The sequence below is a fragment of the Candidatus Saccharimonadales bacterium genome (assembly GCA_035945435.1).
Taxonomy (GTDB): Bacteria; Patescibacteriota; Saccharimonadia; order Saccharimonadales; family DASZAF01; genus DASZAF01.
In genome coordinates, this window is sequence record DASZAF010000024.1 from 32,309 (window position 1) to 49,592 (window position 17,284).

At 52.0% G+C, this 17,284-nt stretch carries 24 protein-coding genes; 9 read left to right on the forward strand and 15 right to left on the reverse strand.

All coding sequences use genetic code 11. The features are described from left to right. Positions 1–3: 3 nt before the first annotated feature. From pyk to VGS28_03375, 9 genes are all read right to left on the reverse strand, one after another. Positions 4–1,464: a pyruvate kinase gene (gene pyk, locus VGS28_03335; GenBank protein HEV2412813.1), complete on the reverse strand. Its 1,461-nt coding sequence runs from the start codon at positions 1,462–1,464 to the stop codon at positions 4–6. Positions 1,465–1,535: 71 nt separating this feature from the next. Then, a complete protein-coding gene (locus tag VGS28_03340; protein HEV2412814.1) occupies positions 1,536–2,483 on the reverse strand; it encodes a phosphotransferase in 948 nt (315 codons plus the stop codon). A 6-nt stretch (positions 2,484–2,489) separates the two neighbouring features. Beyond that, entirely contained in the window at positions 2,490–2,714 is a 225-nt protein-coding gene (locus VGS28_03345; protein ID HEV2412815.1) for a hypothetical protein, read from the reverse strand. A gap of 68 nt (positions 2,715–2,782) precedes the next feature. Continuing rightward, positions 2,783–3,508 carry a DUF4232 domain-containing protein gene (locus VGS28_03350; GenBank protein ID HEV2412816.1) on the reverse strand — a complete coding sequence of 242 codons (726 nt, stop codon included), beginning with the start codon at positions 3,506–3,508 and terminating at the stop codon, positions 2,783–2,785. Between the two features lie 36 nt (positions 3,509–3,544). After that, complete coding sequence (locus tag VGS28_03355; GenBank protein ID HEV2412817.1) at positions 3,545–4,213, reverse strand: hypothetical protein; 669 nt, start codon at positions 4,211–4,213, stop codon at positions 3,545–3,547. A gap of 57 nt (positions 4,214–4,270) precedes the next feature. After that, positions 4,271–4,999 carry a hypothetical protein gene (locus VGS28_03360; protein HEV2412818.1) on the reverse strand — a complete coding sequence of 243 codons (729 nt, stop codon included), beginning with the start codon at positions 4,997–4,999 and terminating at the stop codon, positions 4,271–4,273. A 56-nt stretch (positions 5,000–5,055) separates the two neighbouring features. Next, a complete protein-coding gene (locus VGS28_03365) occupies positions 5,056–6,156 on the reverse strand; it encodes a DUF3048 domain-containing protein (GenBank protein ID HEV2412819.1) in 1,101 nt (366 codons plus the stop codon). Positions 6,157–6,205: 49 nt separating this feature from the next. Continuing rightward, positions 6,206–6,889, reverse strand: a complete 684-nt coding sequence (locus tag VGS28_03370; GenBank protein HEV2412820.1) for a VIT1/CCC1 transporter family protein — start codon at positions 6,887–6,889, stop codon at positions 6,206–6,208. Positions 6,890–6,926: 37 nt separating this feature from the next. Continuing rightward, positions 6,927–7,481, reverse strand: coding sequence for a hypothetical protein (locus tag VGS28_03375; GenBank protein ID HEV2412821.1), 555 nt, complete (start codon positions 7,479–7,481; stop codon positions 6,927–6,929). 153 nt (positions 7,482–7,634) lie between these two features. Here VGS28_03375 and VGS28_03380 point away from each other — a divergent pair, with 153 nt between their 5' ends. Genes VGS28_03380 through VGS28_03390 form a run of 3 tightly spaced genes read left to right on the forward strand, consistent with a single transcriptional unit; the run spans position 7,635 to position 9,292 of the window. Next, on the forward strand, positions 7,635–8,417 hold the full coding sequence (locus VGS28_03380) for a hypothetical protein (GenBank protein HEV2412822.1): 783 nt from the start codon (positions 7,635–7,637) through the stop codon (positions 8,415–8,417). 25 nt (positions 8,418–8,442) lie between these two features. After that, positions 8,443–8,946 carry a hypothetical protein gene (locus VGS28_03385; protein HEV2412823.1) on the forward strand — a complete coding sequence of 168 codons (504 nt, stop codon included), beginning with the start codon at positions 8,443–8,445 and terminating at the stop codon, positions 8,944–8,946. Between the two features lie 31 nt (positions 8,947–8,977). Beyond that, positions 8,978–9,292: a hypothetical protein gene (locus tag VGS28_03390; GenBank protein HEV2412824.1), complete on the forward strand. Its 315-nt coding sequence runs from the start codon at positions 8,978–8,980 to the stop codon at positions 9,290–9,292. Between the two features lie 3 nt (positions 9,293–9,295). On the opposite strand, the gene VGS28_03395 is transcribed toward VGS28_03390, so the two are convergent. After that, a complete protein-coding gene (locus VGS28_03395; protein HEV2412825.1) occupies positions 9,296–9,883 on the reverse strand; it encodes a hypothetical protein in 588 nt (195 codons plus the stop codon). 65 nt (positions 9,884–9,948) lie between these two features. Here VGS28_03395 and VGS28_03400 point away from each other — a divergent pair, with 65 nt between their 5' ends. From VGS28_03400 to VGS28_03410, 3 genes are read left to right on the forward strand one after another with little or no spacing between them, the layout of a single operon-like run. Continuing rightward, positions 9,949–10,326, forward strand: a complete 378-nt coding sequence (locus tag VGS28_03400; protein ID HEV2412826.1) for a PadR family transcriptional regulator — start codon at positions 9,949–9,951, stop codon at positions 10,324–10,326. After that, positions 10,299–11,915, forward strand: coding sequence for a PspC domain-containing protein (locus VGS28_03405; protein HEV2412827.1), 1,617 nt, complete (start codon positions 10,299–10,301; stop codon positions 11,913–11,915). Before VGS28_03400 ends, VGS28_03405 begins: the two co-directional genes overlap by 28 nt. A gap of 42 nt (positions 11,916–11,957) precedes the next feature. After that, the gene (locus VGS28_03410; GenBank protein HEV2412828.1) at positions 11,958–12,920 is read left to right on the forward strand and encodes an alkaline phosphatase family protein; all 963 of its coding nucleotides are present in this window, start codon (positions 11,958–11,960) and stop codon (positions 12,918–12,920) included. Here the strand turns inward: VGS28_03410 and VGS28_03415 are convergent. Genes VGS28_03415 through VGS28_03430 form a run of 4 tightly spaced genes read right to left on the reverse strand, consistent with a single transcriptional unit; the run spans position 12,917 to position 14,488 of the window. Then, positions 12,917–13,450, reverse strand: coding sequence for a hypothetical protein (locus VGS28_03415; protein ID HEV2412829.1), 534 nt, complete (start codon positions 13,448–13,450; stop codon positions 12,917–12,919). The genes VGS28_03410 and VGS28_03415 overlap by 4 nt on opposite strands. 31 nt (positions 13,451–13,481) lie before the next feature. Further along, positions 13,482–13,847: a hypothetical protein gene (locus VGS28_03420; GenBank protein HEV2412830.1), complete on the reverse strand. Its 366-nt coding sequence runs from the start codon at positions 13,845–13,847 to the stop codon at positions 13,482–13,484. Further along, positions 13,848–14,252: a VOC family protein gene (locus tag VGS28_03425; protein ID HEV2412831.1), complete on the reverse strand. Its 405-nt coding sequence runs from the start codon at positions 14,250–14,252 to the stop codon at positions 13,848–13,850. 5 nt (positions 14,253–14,257) lie between these two features. Continuing rightward, on the reverse strand, positions 14,258–14,488 hold the full coding sequence (locus VGS28_03430; GenBank protein HEV2412832.1) for a hypothetical protein: 231 nt from the start codon (positions 14,486–14,488) through the stop codon (positions 14,258–14,260). A gap of 58 nt (positions 14,489–14,546) precedes the next feature. On the opposite strand from VGS28_03430, the gene VGS28_03435 reads away from it, so the two are divergent. From VGS28_03435 to VGS28_03445, 3 genes are read left to right on the forward strand one after another with little or no spacing between them, the layout of a single operon-like run. Next, the gene (locus tag VGS28_03435) at positions 14,547–14,909 is read left to right on the forward strand and encodes a YbjQ family protein (GenBank protein HEV2412833.1); all 363 of its coding nucleotides are present in this window, start codon (positions 14,547–14,549) and stop codon (positions 14,907–14,909) included. Positions 14,910–14,920: 11 nt separating this feature from the next. Next, complete coding sequence (locus VGS28_03440; protein ID HEV2412834.1) at positions 14,921–15,160, forward strand: hypothetical protein; 240 nt, start codon at positions 14,921–14,923, stop codon at positions 15,158–15,160. A 3-nt stretch (positions 15,161–15,163) separates the two neighbouring features. After that, a complete protein-coding gene (locus tag VGS28_03445; protein HEV2412835.1) occupies positions 15,164–15,430 on the forward strand; it encodes a hypothetical protein in 267 nt (88 codons plus the stop codon). 13 nt (positions 15,431–15,443) lie between these two features. Here the strand turns inward: VGS28_03445 and VGS28_03450 are convergent, their stop codons facing one another. After that, positions 15,444–17,249 (reverse strand): alkaline phosphatase family protein, encoded by a 1,806-nt coding sequence (locus VGS28_03450; protein ID HEV2412836.1) that lies wholly within the window; start codon positions 17,247–17,249, stop codon positions 15,444–15,446. Positions 17,250–17,284: the final 35 nt, after the last annotated feature.

Consider the following 17,284-nt stretch of genomic DNA (forward strand, 5'->3'; position numbering starts at 1 on the left):
TAGCTATTCGAGAACACGGACTTTGATTGTGTCAGTACCGCCGATGAGTCCTGGCTGCTTTCCCGATACAATGACGACGCGGTCGCCTTTCTTGAAGACCTCTTTCTCTTTCAGCCACATAGCCAAATCAAGGCCGGCCGAGACGCCATCCGGACGCACAAACGCCATCGTCCCGTAAAGAAGGGCCAGCTCCTGGCAAACCCGCTGGTTAGATGTCACCGCTACGATGGGCATATGGGGGCGACGAGAGGCGACCATACGCGCCGTCTTACCGGATTTTGTCTCAACAACGATAGCAGCCGCATTAATTTCGTGAGCCAGTGCCATGACCACATCGCTGATAGCGTCCTGCAGGGCATCGCTCTCCGGAAATTCGTAGATTGGTCTGACGGCTACATTTTCCTGGGTATAAAGAATGACCCGCTTCATCGTCTTAACTACTTCGACAGGATATTCACCGACAGTCGTCTCCTCGCTGAGCATGACGCTATCTGCGCCGGTGATAACTGCGTTGGCGATATCTGAAACTTCTGGGCGGGTTGGCGTTGGGTTATCTACCATACTGATAAGCATCTGGGTCGCCACGATGCTGATCTTGGCATGCTTCTGGCAGAAAGCGAGAATCTTTCGCTGGACGATTGGAACAGCCTCAGGGCTGACCTCGACTGCCAGGTCGCCGCGAGCGACCATGACAGCATCGCTGGCTTTGACGATCTCTTCGAGGACGCCATCCTGAACAGCTGCAGGGGTCTCAATCTTGGACATAATCTTGATATCTGGGCTGTAGCCGTGCTTATCGAGAAGGTGACGCAGGTGGTGCATATCCTCAGGTGTCTGGACGAAGCTGATGGCCACATAATCGAAGTCCTTGTCAGCCCCGTAAGCGATATCTTGAAGGTCTTTTTTCGTTAGGATGTCACCGCCGAAGCTGGTGTCGGGTACGTTGAAGGCTTTGTGTTGTTTGGCCCGCTGGACGAAGAGGCCTTCATTCTCCATTTCGACGTCGATGACGCCTTTACTGACTTTGGCCACCTTGCCCTTGAACTTGCCGTCAACTAGGAAGATGCGTTCCCCGACCTTAACTTTCTCACTGAGATCGTACTCAATTGGGATTATCTTGGCGTCCTCATCGAATTCGGCTCCGTACTTAAAGTGGAGGACGTCGCCCTTTTTGATCAACATCTCAGCCACAAATCCACCACATCGAATCTTAGGCCCTTGCAGGTCAAGAATTATTGCTACCGGCTTATCTAATTCAGCGCTGGCCTTTCTGATCCACTTGATCTGCTCGTTGCGCTCATCATGGATGCCATGGCTAAAGTTGAAACGAAAGACGTTCACGCCAGCTTTCATAATACCCAGGATCATCTCGTAGCTGTGGGTTGCAGGTCCAATACTGGCGACTATCTTGGTCCGCTTAAAGGCGCGTGAAGAGACTTGGGGGGCTTTTTCTGTGAGACTCACTTTTTATATCCTATTTACGTACTTGTTAGCTCTTACCCGCAGTATGCGCTCGAGAATCCCAGATAGCAAGCCTAGAGCTCGAGAAGCTGCTTAGGGTCCTCGCTCAGACAACGGGCCATAAAGTCTTGCGCCCGATGACGATAGTCAATCTCCGGATAGTCATTGATGGCATCAAACTGCAGCCCGATTGCCCTTGCAACCATCACTGGTAATAGGGCAGGGTAGAGGTCGTAAAGTGATCGGGTCGACCACTCCATAAACAACTTAATAAGCCGCATCGCTCTGCCCGGATCTTCCATCCGGCAAAAGATCCGGCTATAGATGTAGGCTAGGTCGTAGTAGCGTGGCTTTGCGTAACTGGCGTGTTCACCGTCGATCAGCCATAACTGCCCTCTTGTGTCCGTCATAAAATGCCACGGGACAAAATCGCCATGCTGAAATCTGGATTCGACAAACCGTCCGTATTGGTCAACTAAAGCAGCCGCCCGTTGGACGTCTGATTGCTGCAGCTGTCCCTCGCGAAGGGGTTTGGGAGTCCACTCCGACCAACGATGGGTGAGTGGGGGAGTAGCAGTACTCCCCTGCCCTCCCCCGAAGAAGGCCTTAACCGATTCAGCCGGAACCCGATCGACATCGATCAAGGCCTGAACGTAGGTCTCCAAATAGCGATCGAGGCTCGAGCCGAAACTGTCAGGGCCTACCCTTACCTGCCCATCTATCCACTGCGCAACGTACCACTCCCCTGCCCCATCATTCTCGATGATACGTGGCGCTCTGAAGTTAAGAGGTCTGGTCGTGTCTATTGCCCCAATCGCCTGGCACCAACTGACATCATTCAAAAGTGCCCCCGCTCTGGCGTCCGGCGAGATCTTAAACTTGGTAAAGTAATATTCTCCGTCTTTTCGTAGCTTAGCATACGCGAAGCGGGCCGATGCCAAGCCATCAAGAGAAGAAGTTACGCGTTCGTAGCCACGATCGAGAATCTCGTCTGGTGCCGGATGGGTAGTGGGCGGTTTCATCGAAAACTAACTTGGAGTATCGGTGGGAGGAGGTGGCGGTGCTGGTTCCGCGCCCACGTCCGGAGTAATCATGGCGGCTTCGTCATCCATTCGCGGAATCTCAACGCTTAACCAGACGTCGTCCGTGTCGCAGGTGTAATAGGTACGATCATATTTGCGGCCATTGCGATTGTTGGAGCTGATGTCACTGTAGGTGACGCGCATGTCTTTGTCGCACTTGGGGCATTTCATCGATACGATAGTCCTTTTGTTTACTTTTGCTCTTAGTATGCCCCGTTATGATCTTGATGACAAGGTATCTAGCTGCCGTTGGTGATAGCCTGAACAGAGAAGCCAGTACAGTATTGATTGGTGTCAGCCACTTTAAGCGGGGCGGTCTGGCCGGGTAGAGTCAACTCAAGATAGCTGGCCGGGCCGGTACACTGCTCCCCATTATCTAAGGGAAAGCCGACGGTGGCGTGGGCCGCCGTTTCGGGTGTCAGGGTGATGGTCGTGCCGGTGCCCGAGCCGGTGGCTGTACCGAGAACAGATCCGCTGGAGGTCGTCAAAGTAACCTTCGGCGGCACGCCTTCGAGCGTACAGGTCGTTGAGGATAGATTGGTCAGGATAGCATCGGCGTAGATCGTACCCGCCGTTCCATTTGGTTGGCTCAAGCTAAGGCCGAGTTCCGAATTTGTGCAGGCCGAGGGGGTGTTCGAACTCGTTGACGAGCTGGTTGATTTCGACGAACCACTGGTTTTCGTGGTCGTAGCGACCTCTTTCTGGATCTTATCTACTAGCGTCTTCAAGTTGGCGACATGCGCGTTGAGTTGTCTGATCTGAGTATCGAGTTTTATCACTTTATCGTGCTGCCAAGTATAGATGCCTCCGCAGCCGACTGCCAGAAGCAGAATGGCAATATAGGCCAGAATAAAGCGGTGGCCGTGTTTGTGTAGCGGCTTGGCATGAAGATGATGCTCGGGAGCCACTTCGTGTTTCTTCTCAATCGGCATCTCTTCGAAGGCTTTTTGACTAGAAGGATCCATGATCTTTTTATCTTGCTTACGCTACGTGCTAGTATATCAGACTATGCTTCCGTCGCCAGCAAGATGGAACAGTGTACCTCCCCTACTCTCATGTTGCGCACGCCATCGACGGGTATTCTCTTCGCTCGTCACGGCTTCGGCATGGCGTGGGTAGACACAAAATGTTTCGAGACACTGATGATCAAGCACTAGGTCGCCGAGTTCGTAGTCCGGCCCTTGTGGCATAAGTTGGGCCCATGTCACTCGGTGGGCCTGCCTCGAGCTGGTGAGGGCCTTACAGCCGAGTACGGCATAACGAGGAGGTCTCAGCGCCTTGCCTTCGGCTGACGATTGTGGCCTGGGCAATACCCAGCAGCCGGTCGCTTCATTGAAAGTGATCTTAGCGAGCTGGTCTGGGCTCATACATAGGTTGTTGAAGGTGATACCGATGCCTGCCAGAGTTCTGGCCCGAAAACCGAGATCGGCAATAACACCTTGTTCGCTTAAACTTAACTTGGTTTCTGCCTGCCAGTCTTGGCCACTAACTCTCACCTCTAGGGCGTGCTGAGCAAGCAGCCGAAACCTCTGCAGTTCAAGAAGTGAGAGAGCGGGGCATGGTAGAACGCGCTCGTTAAGCCTGATCCCCTCACTCGGCAAGAAGTAGTCCCCTACTTCGGGACGTGTAAGAGTTGGTGCCAGCAAGGTGCTGCCCTTTGGAATCGACATAATAGAATCATTATTATCCCAGAGTCGACAACGGGGCAACCTTATGCTTTTTGATATCTACTGGATCGGTTGCACGGAACTGAGAGCCGTCTTCAGAGCTGCGATATCGCTCATAAGAGTGGAGTCGACCGATGTGCTGCTACTACAGGTCGCCTGGGGCTCGGAGTAGGCAATAAAGTAGCCGTTGAACTGCTTGATAACATCCAGACCTTCAGCGCTCACACCCGTGCCAGTTCCTTTGATGATCATGCCAAGAGCAGTCCCCTGTGCATTATTAGTTGTCGAGTTTGCCGTGCACCCTGAATCCTGCGACGCTATCGATGACGCCGACACATCAGCGAATGTCTCGCCACTTATGGTACCGCCGCCTGATGGGTCAGTTGTCGAATAGTAGTACGTCAGATCACTCAGTGAGCTTGGGACGGTGAACTCGACCCCCATCTGGGTCAGTTTGACCGTCGTAGTCGTTGGAGTAGATGGGGTGCTTGAAGAGCTCGCCGGCTTCTTACTAAGCTGCCCATTGAGCGATCGGACCTGGTTCTCTAGGCTCATGATCTGGGTATTAAGCGAGCTGACCTGATTCGTCGCCTTGGTGACTTTCTGGTGCTGCCAGTAGTAGGTTCCGTAGAGAGCACCCGCCGCGATCAGCAGGGCGATGATCACCAATAGTGCAGTCATCAGCTTGCTCATACCCGGACCACCAACAACTGTTGAGGGCTCTGGCTTTGATGTTGGAACTTCTTTAACGTATTTCTTCGAAGAGCTCGAGTCGTGTTCGTCGTCCATATACAAACCGCTTATGTTGCTACCATGTAACCACAGCTGGTTGGTCTGAGCAACACTTACGAAGCGGTATATGAGATTGATTCATAGGTTGGGACGGCTTCGATAAAGACTTGCCCGGCATTCAGCTTGAGAACGTGCCCGGCAGTGTCAGTGAAGACGAACTGCGAACTGTCACTCGGTTTGGACCACGTCCCTTGGGTGACGATTCCGTCCTGGAAGAGCCACATCTGGCCACTACCAGTCGTGTCGATTACTTGTCTGTAGCCATCCTCCATAACGGTTGACTCGTTAACTTGGATGACAACCACGACTTTGGGGTTGAGCTGCTGATTATCAAGAGAGTCTATCTGTGGTGAGCCTTCTAGGTCACGCAGATAGGTGTTGGTCGCTTTGTTATAGGTATAGTTAACCTGATAGAGGTAACTCGAGAAGTTAACCTGGATATTGGTGGCAGTCGGCACTGCGGCCGGAGCGTCAGGCTTTCGTGGAAATGGGGCAAAGTTACTGTGTGTCAGACCAAGTTTGGCGTTCAGCTCATCGAGATGGCTTGTGTCGGTGAAGACGTTATACGGCGCCACCCGCTGGGTGATCCGCCAGAAGTACTGTGGATATCTCAGATAATCCCCGTTGAAGTAGTTACCGTTGGTAACTTCCTGTAAGGCCAGCGCGCTACCGCCGACGTGAACGATCGAAGCGTCAAAGGTAGCTCCCCAATCAAGATAGTATGGGCGGAGACTGCGAACTGGACCGATGTTGGTCGGCTCCGCCTCTTGGTAGAGTGCAAGGTAGCGGGTAATACCGCCGTCATCGATGGCTTCAAAGACAAGCCCTGCCTCGCTCAGACCCGCCTGCGGCCTGGCCGGTGGATCGTTTTCAATCATAATGGCCGTCACTGGACGAGCCGCCAAGGCAGCCGTGGTTGGTAGCCCAGTTAAGGGCGATAGAATCGGCTTCGGTGGTTTCTTAGGAATGACCGCGGCAGTATGAATCGCCGGCTCGGATTTTGATTTGGCAGTAAAGAAATATTTATAACCAAAGTAGCCGCCAACCCCAAAGACAAGAATGCCCACCACCGCCGATATGATGATCGTCTGCTTCTTATGGGTCTGAACCCAATACTTGAAGCGTATCCAATGTAGCTTCCGCAAAGAGGCCATCTTGCCACCCAGTATAGCATCGTAAGCGTAAGTGTCTTAGCCTAAAGTCTTACTGTTTGAAGAACTGACCGATTATATAGCCTGCCAAGGCCGCGCCCATGCCGATAACCACCATCTCGATAGCCGCTTTAGCCGGATTACCAAGAGTCGTCTTGGCCTTGTAGATACCGACGGCAGCCAGTGTGAGAACGGATATGGCTAAGGCCACTACCAGTGCATTATTAGCGTTATGCATAAAGAAGAACGGAATAAGCGGTAGGATAGAGCCAGCCAGTGTTGATAGGCCGACGACATAGGCAGCCTTGTAGACATCCTTCTTGCTGATCAGCTGGAGATTGAGCTCCTCACGCATCATGGTATCGACCCACAGCTTCTTGTCTGATGTGATGTGATCAACGATCTCGGTGAGCAGCTTGCCGCCGAAGCCCTTTGACTTGAAGATCTCCTCGACCTCGCTTCGCTCCTGCTCAGGATATTTGACAACCTCTTCCATCTCCCGCTTCCTTTCGGCGGCATAGTGATCTCTGTCAGCCATATTCGAGGTGTAGGCTACCGCCCCCATAGAGATACTCTCGGCAAAGGTAGCTGCAAGACCACCGGCTAAAATGATACGGATTGAGTGGGTCGAGGCGACCAGACCGAGGATAAGGCCCAAAATGGCCACCAGGCCATCTTGTCCGCCCAGAATGATATTGGCTAGGTTGTTAGTCTTAGCATGTGGCTCGTGTTCCATAGAGTCCTTTAAATACCTGTTTAGTGTATCGTTTTATTTACTGTGGGCAAGTGATTGAAGCGAGCTTATTACTACTCAAGTTAACGGTTGTAGTTACGGTCGAGGTAGAAGTGCCGAACGATTCGGTAACCAGTACGGTCAGGTTACCTCCGCTCGTCGAACCATCAGAGACCGAGACGCTGGCAGGGACGGCTTGGGCGCAAAGGATCGGATCGGCTCCTGGCGACTTGATGCTGGCGGTCAGCCAGTTATAGAGGCCGGTCGTCATGTTGCTCTTGATGGTGTTAATCTCGGCTTGGCTGACCCCCGGATGCTGCTGTTCATAGGTAAGAACCGTATCGTATGAGTCCTTAACAAGCCCATTCGCGCTGTTCGTTGACTGAGATGGACTGGATGACGTCGGGAGCTTACCCTTGAGACTGGAAACCTGTTTGTTGAGATTGTTGACCTGACCTTGCAGGGTAGTAGCCTGATTACTCAGGTTATTAACCTTCTTGTGTTGCCAATAGTAGGTTGCTCCGGCTGCAGCCGCGATGACGATGAGGGACACAATCACCAGGAGAGCCGTCTTAGTGCCACTCTTACTACTCATACCCCATAGCATACGATCTAGGGACGGCTATTGCAAATGAGGCAAGTCGACCCCAGTAAATACAATTGACATATGCGTATTCAAAAGGTATAATTTGTCTCTAAATTTAGTCAGGAGAGATACATGTCACTAGGACGTGGCGAGCACGGATTTGTGCAAAATTTTCTTGTTGGAGCAGCGGTTGGTGCTGCGGTTGAGCCGTTAACCGTAGAACCATTAGCTCACCAGGTACTGGCGCATCGAAACGCAATCCTCGACCCGAGGTATGAGCGATTAGTACGCAGAATACTTAATGTAACTGGTATGAGCCCGAACCGGTTTGCCGCCTATCACCGCTACCATCATGCCCTCGGTAACGAGCCAGCTCTCTCCCTACGACAGGCTGTTGCGCATATTTTCGAAGAGAGCAGTGGCAACAGTGTCTCGTTAGACGACCCCGACGTACGAGCCTCCCTCCTCTTCGATGGTACGACACATGATGACGATGCGCTTATCCAAGTAGTTGACGGTGCCCCTAGGTACAGAAATGACCCGAGACTTGAAAGATTCGTCGCACGAGGTGGCATGAGACGCATGCTCCCACTGCTCGGCACGGCGGCGGCAATCGGGTTAGGTAACAGGCTAGCTGGTCGTGACCACCCGTGGTGGAGTGCAGCAGGATCAGTCGCCGGCTTCGTCACAGGTTTGTCAGCCCACGGCATAACCACAGCCTATACGGAAGGAAGAGCGGGCACTCAGGACGGCAGGATTGGCGTCGAGAACCTCGACCCGCTCCAGGCCTTTCGCATGAGAAGTCATCAAGCGCACCATTCGAGGCCGGAAGTGCTCACTGCGGGTTACGGACCCGTCCGCCAGCTGGCCGCGCAGGCCCTGATAAGAAGCCGCTTAATGCGCCTCCATCAACCCGCTCCAGCCACCAGTCAAGAGGCTGCCTAGTAACATCCGGCGTTATACTTCTAGTGTGTCTCAGCTCGAACTTCAGTACGGTCCTGAATGGTGGACACCACCCAATGTCCTGGTCAGTCTCTGGCCGAGGTATGCCAGCGAGGTCATAGCTGGACGAAAACGTTTCGAGTTCCGGCGCGGTCTGTTTATCAAGAGAGCTGCCACTGCTTTTATCTATGCGACGGCCCCGAAAGGCAGAGAAGATAGGGAGCTTACTTGTTCTGCCCTTGTAGCTGTCGCCCGATTCGGCCCACCTATCATCGGTATAGAAGCCGTATCCGCCTTAATTGCTCGTGAGCAAGCTGGCGGCAGTTTACCGACGACTGACTGGCTCGGAGGATACGACACGGCTTCGGCTCACCCGATAGAGCAGGTCCACAGACTCAATAATCCAATCGGGTTGGCCGAGATCCGCGAACGCTTCCCTGGTTTCCAACCGCCCCAACGACATATCTCGCTCGATCGAAACCCAACCTTTCTATTCTTCCTCAGGGAACGATCCGGCTTAGTTCGCATATAATGATGCCTAACGAATAGTTAGGAGGGATACGATGAAACAAGAAAATGAATCAAAAGGTTTCAATCAGAAAATAGCTTCAATTGTCACCAATGCGACCGGGAATATGTGGTTCTTTTGGTTATCACTGGCTTTCATACTCGTACTCCGCGTTACTCAGCCACCGACCGCTAGCCAGTTTTTACTCGACGTTGAGAACGACTTACAGCTACTTCTTCTGGCAGCCAACGCGGTCGTCTCCAACAGGCAAACCGCAGCCCTGAGGAAGATCCTCGGCCATATCGATAAAGAGGCTGACAGGATCGAGAGAATGGATAAGAAGGAAGAGGGTCTACTCGAAAGCAGGTAGACCTCAACTCTTGTTGGAGGTAGGTTTTTTGAGGTGCCGACCAGTATATATCGTGCCGACGATTATGAAATTAGACACAAACAAAACAAATGGGTAGAGCATGAGCGTGTAGTCGAGTCTCCCGACCGAAATAACTGCGAGTATACTTGCTAGACCGTCAAGCACCCAGACTGTGTACGTTTCAGTCCATGGATGGTCGTAAGTCTTTAGGATCGTCAGTATAGATCCTACCGTATCGACTGCGATCGTAACGATTAAGGCATAAAGCGCATTACCCGTAAGGTACCAGAGCGCCAACCCGATGGCTGCCGTCAAGAGCCCTATGATATCCCGCCGCGCCAACCCACCTATACCTCGCTTGATCGAAAGTGAGAAGATCAGACCTGTGGTGAGAAAGTTAAAACCCGTAAACCAAAGTGACTGGGTCGCTCCTTTGTTAAGCTGAGCAAAGAACGCAATCAGCGACAAGACACTCCAAATAAGCCACGTAGCCCGTTCGGGGCGAGCTTTACTTCTCAGAATGTCACGAATATACGGAATGTAGCCGACACAGGATAGCACTCCGGAAGCTATGCCAATCACTTCAAACATTAGCTAACTATATCAAATAAATAATAGTTGACATAACATACTACCTTGCATAACATAGTAGTCATATGAACGAATCTTTCTCCAGCGACTACGCCCGCCAGCTGATGACCCAGATGCGAAAGGGTATTCTCGTCTACTGCGTCCTTCTCATCTGCTCAAAAGGCGACGTCTACAGTACTGACATCATCAAGCGGCTACGTGAGGCCAAACTGATCGTCGTTGAAGGAACCATCTATCCCCTCTTAAGCCGTCTGCAAAAGGATGGCGTCTTAGTGCATGTGTGGAAAGAGTCCGTGAAAGGACCTCCTCGCAAGTACTACCACCTAAGCGAGGACGGGAAGGCAATTTTAGAGGAATTAAAAGTGAGCAGCGGTCAAATGCAGTCGGCAATTGACGCAATCGAAAAGGAGCAGTCATGGACAAAATCGATAAAATCCATATAGGTAGAGTACCCTACAGCATCGAGGCCAAAGCGGAGGCTGAACTCAATAAATATCTTGCAGCCATTCGTAATCATCTTGACGAAGATATGGCCGACGAAGTAGTGCAGGACATCGAGTCCCGTATCCCGGAGCTTCTTGCTCAGCGACACATCAAGCAAGGTGATGTCGTTACCCACAAAGACATCCTGGCCCTGAAAGAGCAGCTCGGTGAACCTGAGCAGTTCTCAAGCGATGAACACTCCGGCGCTGAGGTCAACACCAAGAAGCTCTTTCGTGACCCAGATAACGCTATCTTATGTGGAGTCGCCAGCGGAATAGGACAATACTTCAACATCGATGCTAACTTCATCCGTGCGGCTTTCTTTGTCGCTACCTTCCTTTACGGATTCGGCATTTTCCTCTACATCTTCCTGTGTGTACTACTTCCCGAAGCTAAGACGAATGCAGATAAGCTGCAGATGTCAGGTAAGGCAGTAACTGTTGCTAACCTGCAACGCTATCGGGGATCAGCCCAAAAGTCCCTGGGCTACGGAACAAACATGATCCGACGTATCCTCACTAAGATCTGCCGTTTCGTCTCCGTCATTGGTACGGCCATCGCCTCGCTTATTCTTCTCAGTGCTTTCGGTGCTTTCTCAGGCCTCTTTTATGTCGACCCGTTCAGCTCTATCGCCACAAGTTACTCACCCGACTATCTACTGCTTGGCCTGATGTGGCTTAGCTGCCTGTCGTTTATCGGTCTGCTGATCATCTGCACTATCCGCATCTGGGGGCACCGTTCAACCAGACTTAATATCTCGGCCATCGCCTTCTCTGTGCTCCTTATCCTATCTATCGCAGGTACGGCTACCTCAGGCATGTTTGTCTACAACCACTTTAGCAATAAATACGGTGACAATAAGAGCATCCGGGAGCTGAGCCTGGTCAACAAGACGCCAAAGATTACCCCAACCTCACTCACCGTCGGCTCTGACAGCAATCTTGATCTGACCTATGTCGTTACCAACCAATCGATTCACGCCACGTTCGAGGACTACCCGGGTCTCTACCACCCGAACATCCAGATCACGGATGATAACGGTATACTGCACGTTGACTCAACGAACCTAGCTGATGCAGCCCCAAGCTGTCTTGGTGGTCTCTGCAAGCATATCTATCTGCCCGTCCATGTCTTTCTCTACGGTCCAAGCCTCAAGACGTACAACAACACCGAAGGGGCTACTCTTAATATCAACAACGCCAGCCTTGGATCGTCGGTAGCCTTCACGGCTACTAACTGGTCGGTCACTAATATCAACAATAGCTACGCCACCAACATGTCTATCACCGTCTCGAATTACGCCAGCCTCATTGCCAACAATACGACTGCCGAAAACACGAATGTTAACATCGATCAGACTTCGAACGTCGCCATCCCGATCAGTACAAACCTGACCGCTAACGTCCCGCTCGGTTGCCTGGAGCCGGCTCCCCCACTCCCTCCAAACTCTATCGTTACCCTACCCGGCCTTCCCACGAGAGCCATCGTCAACGGCCACCGCATGTCGGTCAACGAGATCGACAGCAACGTCTGCTTCAACCAAGACTGAAAAAATTTGCCCCTGCTCGGCACGGCGTACTACAGTAGAGGTATGTGGAAACGACTAACTATCTGTGTCGGTGCCCTCATCGCCCTTGTAATCCTAGTCATTCTTTTCATCGATAAAGAAGGGTACGACAAGCCCGTTTTGCTACCACGAGCCAGCTATCCTGCGGCCCCGCCGGGTCAATCACGTGACACCCTAAAGCAACCGGTGTCGACAGGTCTAGCGCACATCTTCATCGTTCTTGAGGAGAACGAGTCTGCCAGTAGCATCATAAACAACTCTCAGGCTCCGTATATCAATAAGTTGGCCGAGGAGTACTCATACGCCGCCAACTACTCCGCCGTCTCACACCCCAGCTTGCCAAATTACCTGGCCCTGACAAGCGGGTCAACTGATGGCGTCACTTCCGACTGCAACCCTCCCGCAGCCGGATGTGAACTTAGCGTTAATAACCTGGCGGACGAGATCGAAAAGTCGGGACGGACCTGGAAAGAATATGCTGAGGGGATGCCCTCAAGCTGCTACGCCGCTAACTCAGGTGAGTACGCCACCAAGCACAACCCGTTTGTTTATTACTCGGATATTATCAATAACTCCTCACGCTGCAACAGTCATGTTGTACCGTTCGCACAGCTAACAAACGACCTCCAATCACTAGCGACCACGCCAGATTTCGCTTTTATAACACCGAATCTCTGCGACGACATGCATGACTGCTCAATCGCTACGGGCGACAGCTGGCTATCGACGAACGCCCAGATCATTCTTCAATCCAAGGCCTTCACCACCCAGAACTCTCTATTGGTGGTCGTCTGGGATGAAGGCAGCTCGACAGATAACAACGTCGCGGCCATCTTGGCTGGGTCGGCTGTCAAGGACGGCTACCAGTCTCAGGCGACCTACAGTCACTACTCACTGCTTCACACTATCGAATCGAAGTGGAGCCTTCCGACCATGACAAGCAATGATGTTCGAGCTCCAATCATGAACGAGTTCTTCAAAAACTAGGAAGTACTGACACAGCGTATCGGCTGATGAAGCTGCATACGATCGACTTGATACGTTTTACTATCGTCATGATAGATGTACTGCACAAGATGCATCGCCTCGAAGTAGCCGCCAGGAGTAACTGTCTCATAGTCCAAGAAAGCCTGCTCGAACTTCTGCTGGGGAGCCGGTCCTTGGTAGACCAGCACTTCGCGCTCTTGGCCAGGACTTAGCTCATAATCAACTTCGGTCTCCCGATCAAAGATGCGAATCTTCTTAACTCTGATCGCGTCATGCCAGTTGTTGTGGATGAAGCAGTAGACTTGAACATCGTTACCATTTGGCCGAGTAAGCGTGTTTCGGATAAAGACGACTGGGAAGGTTGCTGGATTGTCCCTTTGGATGACCGGTGGCAGTGCGCCTGGCACCGGCGCGGGCGCACCCGGTTGAGGCTGATTTGTTGGGCCGTCAGTCGGATTTTGCTGCGGCGGGTTGGTATCATAAACTGGCTTACCTTGAACTATCTTGCCGAGTGAACCTAAGAATGACATATCCCCTCCTCTTATCTATCTTCATTATACCCTAGCAGGTCAGCGGGTCCGAAGCACAGGTCTTCTCGGCATTAGTAGTGTTTTTGTCAGTGTTGAGATAGTACGGGTTCGAGCCACCGCTCTTCGAGGAGTTCGAACCACTCGTGCTTGTATTGGTAGATGTATTCTTGCTTGGCGAGGTACTATTCGAGCTCATAACTAAGTAGTAACTGCCAGCAGCCAGTATGATCAGGCCAACGATTGCCATGACGGCAACGATCCTCGGGGATAAGGTCTTGTTGGTCTCATGCCTGGCTAGCTTTGGATCCTCCTTCAACTGGCTCTGGGCCAGCATGATATACGGATCCTCAATCTTTGGCGGCGACTTGCCAGGTTTGTTCTGAGAACCCGTAGACATCTATGCCTTGTAGCTCTCAGGCCACTCCTGAAGAAGCCAGAGGTTGCCGTCAGGGTCTTCGAACGAGGCGTATAGCACTCCGCCAAGATCCTGAATCTCACCCATGTCTATACCTCGATCCAGAAGAGCATTACGGGACTTTTTGATGTCTTTGACGACCAAGTGCAATCCTTTAACTGAGCCCGGTTTCATATCCGTGATCGGTCCCATGCCGGTCCCGAAGACGATTGCACACCCTGAACCTGGAGGCGTGAACTGGACCACACGCATCTCATCGTTCATCTTCGTGTCATGAAGATTACCGAAGCCTGCTTTTAGATAGAACTTTATAGCCCGATCAATATCTGAGACTGGCACAGGGACTAGTTCGAGCTTCATATCAGGTACTTTTGTTTTGTCTGCCATACGATTTACTCCTCCTGTTCTTCGGCTTGATCACGTCTTCTTTCATCTGAGTCACCACCTCGGAGAATCAATGGGCGACCAGCTTGCGAGGCTCTATCAAGGGCTGCCATGAGGATCCTTGCCCGTCTGAGAACGAGAGCGGGGTCCAACCCGCGAGCTTCAGCTAGGTCAGTCAATACCTCCGACATCCCGTCGCTAAACCGTTCACCACCAGGTTGATCTCCGACACCCCCCATACATCTTCTCCGCACTCGGTTATATAGACTATAATAACAGCATAGAGGAGATTGCTTCATGGAACATGATGGAATAATAGTTGTCACAACCAATGATGTGCCCGGATATAAAGTCACCAAAGTCTACGGCGAGGTATTCGGCCTCATCGTTCGTAGTCGCAACCTGTTTAGTAATTTTGGAGCTGGCCTTAGAACCATTTTTGGCGGCGAGGTCCGAGGGTATACCAAACTTCTGGCCGATACCCGGGAACAGGCCATGCAACGGCTGGTTGCTGAAGCAAAGGCCCGTGGAGCAAACGCCGTTTTAATGATGCGCTTTGACTCAGGCGATATTGGCCAACAGATGAACGAAGTGGTCGCCTACGGCACAGCCGTCAATGTCGAGCCCGACGACAGCAGCCAACGATCAGCGGGAATGTAATTTCAAAGACTATGTCCTACCGCAAAGAAGCACAGATACGAGTAACTTATCTGGCCGGCGCAACGGTCGCATCGCTCATCGTCGCCGTCATAGTCGGTGCTATCATAGCGAGGATCTTCTCACATACCAACCAGCAGTGGCACGATAGGATCTTCTTCTATTCAGCGACCGCAGTATTTGCTCTTGTCTGCAGTCCACTCGTTTATAAGATAGACCAGAAGCTCAACAAGCGATTTAGCGGCAATCCTTAGATCATGCCGAACATCAAACCTGCCATCAGCAAGACAAAGAGAAGAAGATTGCCAATCGGCTGGTTGGCGGCAGCGGTTGCGGCCATGATGATACTAGTGATTGTGGCTGGCTGGCTCTACTACCGTCATAGCCCGGTTAAACCTGTTATACATGTCGGTCAAACGAGCCACTGCCCGGCAGGTTATGTCAACTACGGCATGCCGCTCGGCTGTATCACACAACAGAAGTACAACCAATGCATGTCACAGCCAGGTAAATGCCCGCTGTAATTAACACTGACAGCTAGTAGATTACGCCACCCTTTAGGACAACTGGCTGCCTAGGAGTCTGATTAAAGTTAAAGTCGTTTACTAGGTTGCCAACTTGTGGCTGGTTTTCCCTTACATCCGGTCGCGGATCCGGCCGCCCGTCTGTCTTCGGGTCGATCCGTTGGCTGTTTAAGAAGTCATCTTCGATAAATTTAACGTAGGCGTCTTGGCTCATCGTTTGATGGTCGATGTAGCCCTGCTTGGCGTACGGACTGATGATAATACTCGGGACACGAAGGCCGAATCCGTTTGCATCTACCTTTGGCGGCGCAACGTGGTCATAGAAACCGCCCCAATCGTCCCAGCTGAGAATGATGGCCGTCGATTTCCAATCCGGGCTCTTCATGATGGTGTCGATCAGACCAGTAACGTAGCCCTGCCCCGTACTGACGAGTGCCGGCGGATGCTCACTAACATTTCCTGACGGGGTAATCCACGAGACGGCAGGCAAGGTTCCTTTCCGGGCTGCATCATAGAAGTTATTGAGCGACTGAATATTGCCGAGCTGGCCGTCCTGCCTAACTGTATCAAAGTACGGAAGGGGGTTCCATATGCCAGGGGTATGTGAGTTCTGGGTGACAGACGCACAGGTGACATCCGAATCATCCTGACAGTCAGGCTGCGTCCCATTCATGACATAGAAGCCCCACGTGACGTTCTGCTTATGAAGTAGGTAGGTTAGGTCGGTCCAGGCGTAATCCGGCGGCATTAAACCGTTAGCGGCAGTGATCAGTTTCTGCTTCATCTTAGGCGGAATGTTGACGGTAGCGTTGTTAATGGCGTTTTCGCAGCTGGTAAACGCCTGCGAGCCATAGCTGTCTGTCGCGGAGTTGTAGCTTGACTGCAGGTTGCAGTTCTGGGCAATCAGGGTGTGCAGCTGCTGCTCAATGTCCGGCGTAATGCCGTCGGCTTCAAGCGCTTTTTGACAGGCCGGAGTGTTATTGCCTGCCTTACACTTACTTATCAGGTTGTTCGCAGCCTGTTTTTGGTCAGGAGGGTTGCCTGGGTTTTGCAGTTCGTTAACGCACGACTGAGGATCGCCAGCCTTTGTACATTTGGCTGACCACTCCGAAACTAAGTAGAGATGCTCCGGCAGGCTCCACGAGGCGTTCGACTGGAAGAGATGGTCATCAAGTGTAAAGTCTTTCGCATAGGTCCAATAGTTCGGTATCTCCTGGGCGGTGTGGTACCCCATGACGTCGCTCTGTGAAGATGAGGCGCATTCTGGGGCTGTACCGCAGCCCTTATTGCTGCCTTCCGACTGCGCTATAAAGCCATCCATCTTGCCGCCATCGATGTCGGCAGTGGCGTTGGTCTGGCCGTGCGGGCCACCGGTGTTCTTATCGCTGGTATCGTGATACGGCTTCTGGCATGTGTTCGTCCTTGGGTCGGGCACGCAGACCGTCGGTACTCCGTTCTTCATTGGGATGCCGTCAGCTCCGGGGAAAGTCCCGAAGTAGCTATCGAAAGAGCGGTTCTCTTGCATGATGATGATAATGTGCTTAATCTTATGAATCCCGCTGTTATCAGCGACCTGCTGCTTGTTGTGTGAAACAAGAGCAAAGACGCCCGCCCCTATGATCAACAGCACAACCGCAACGGATATGATAATCCCCTTCTCTGATCTGAAGAATCCGAACCTTCTCTTTGGGGCTGGCTCTACGACTTCTCTATCTCCACCTATATTCGGTAGATCGAGGTGGTGGCTCAGATCAGTTGCCATCGCATCCTGAGAAGAACTCGGGACCTGCGAAGATCGTGATCGTCGTTTTCGTAACACACCCATATGATACCAAATAATTAAAGCTTTAGCGC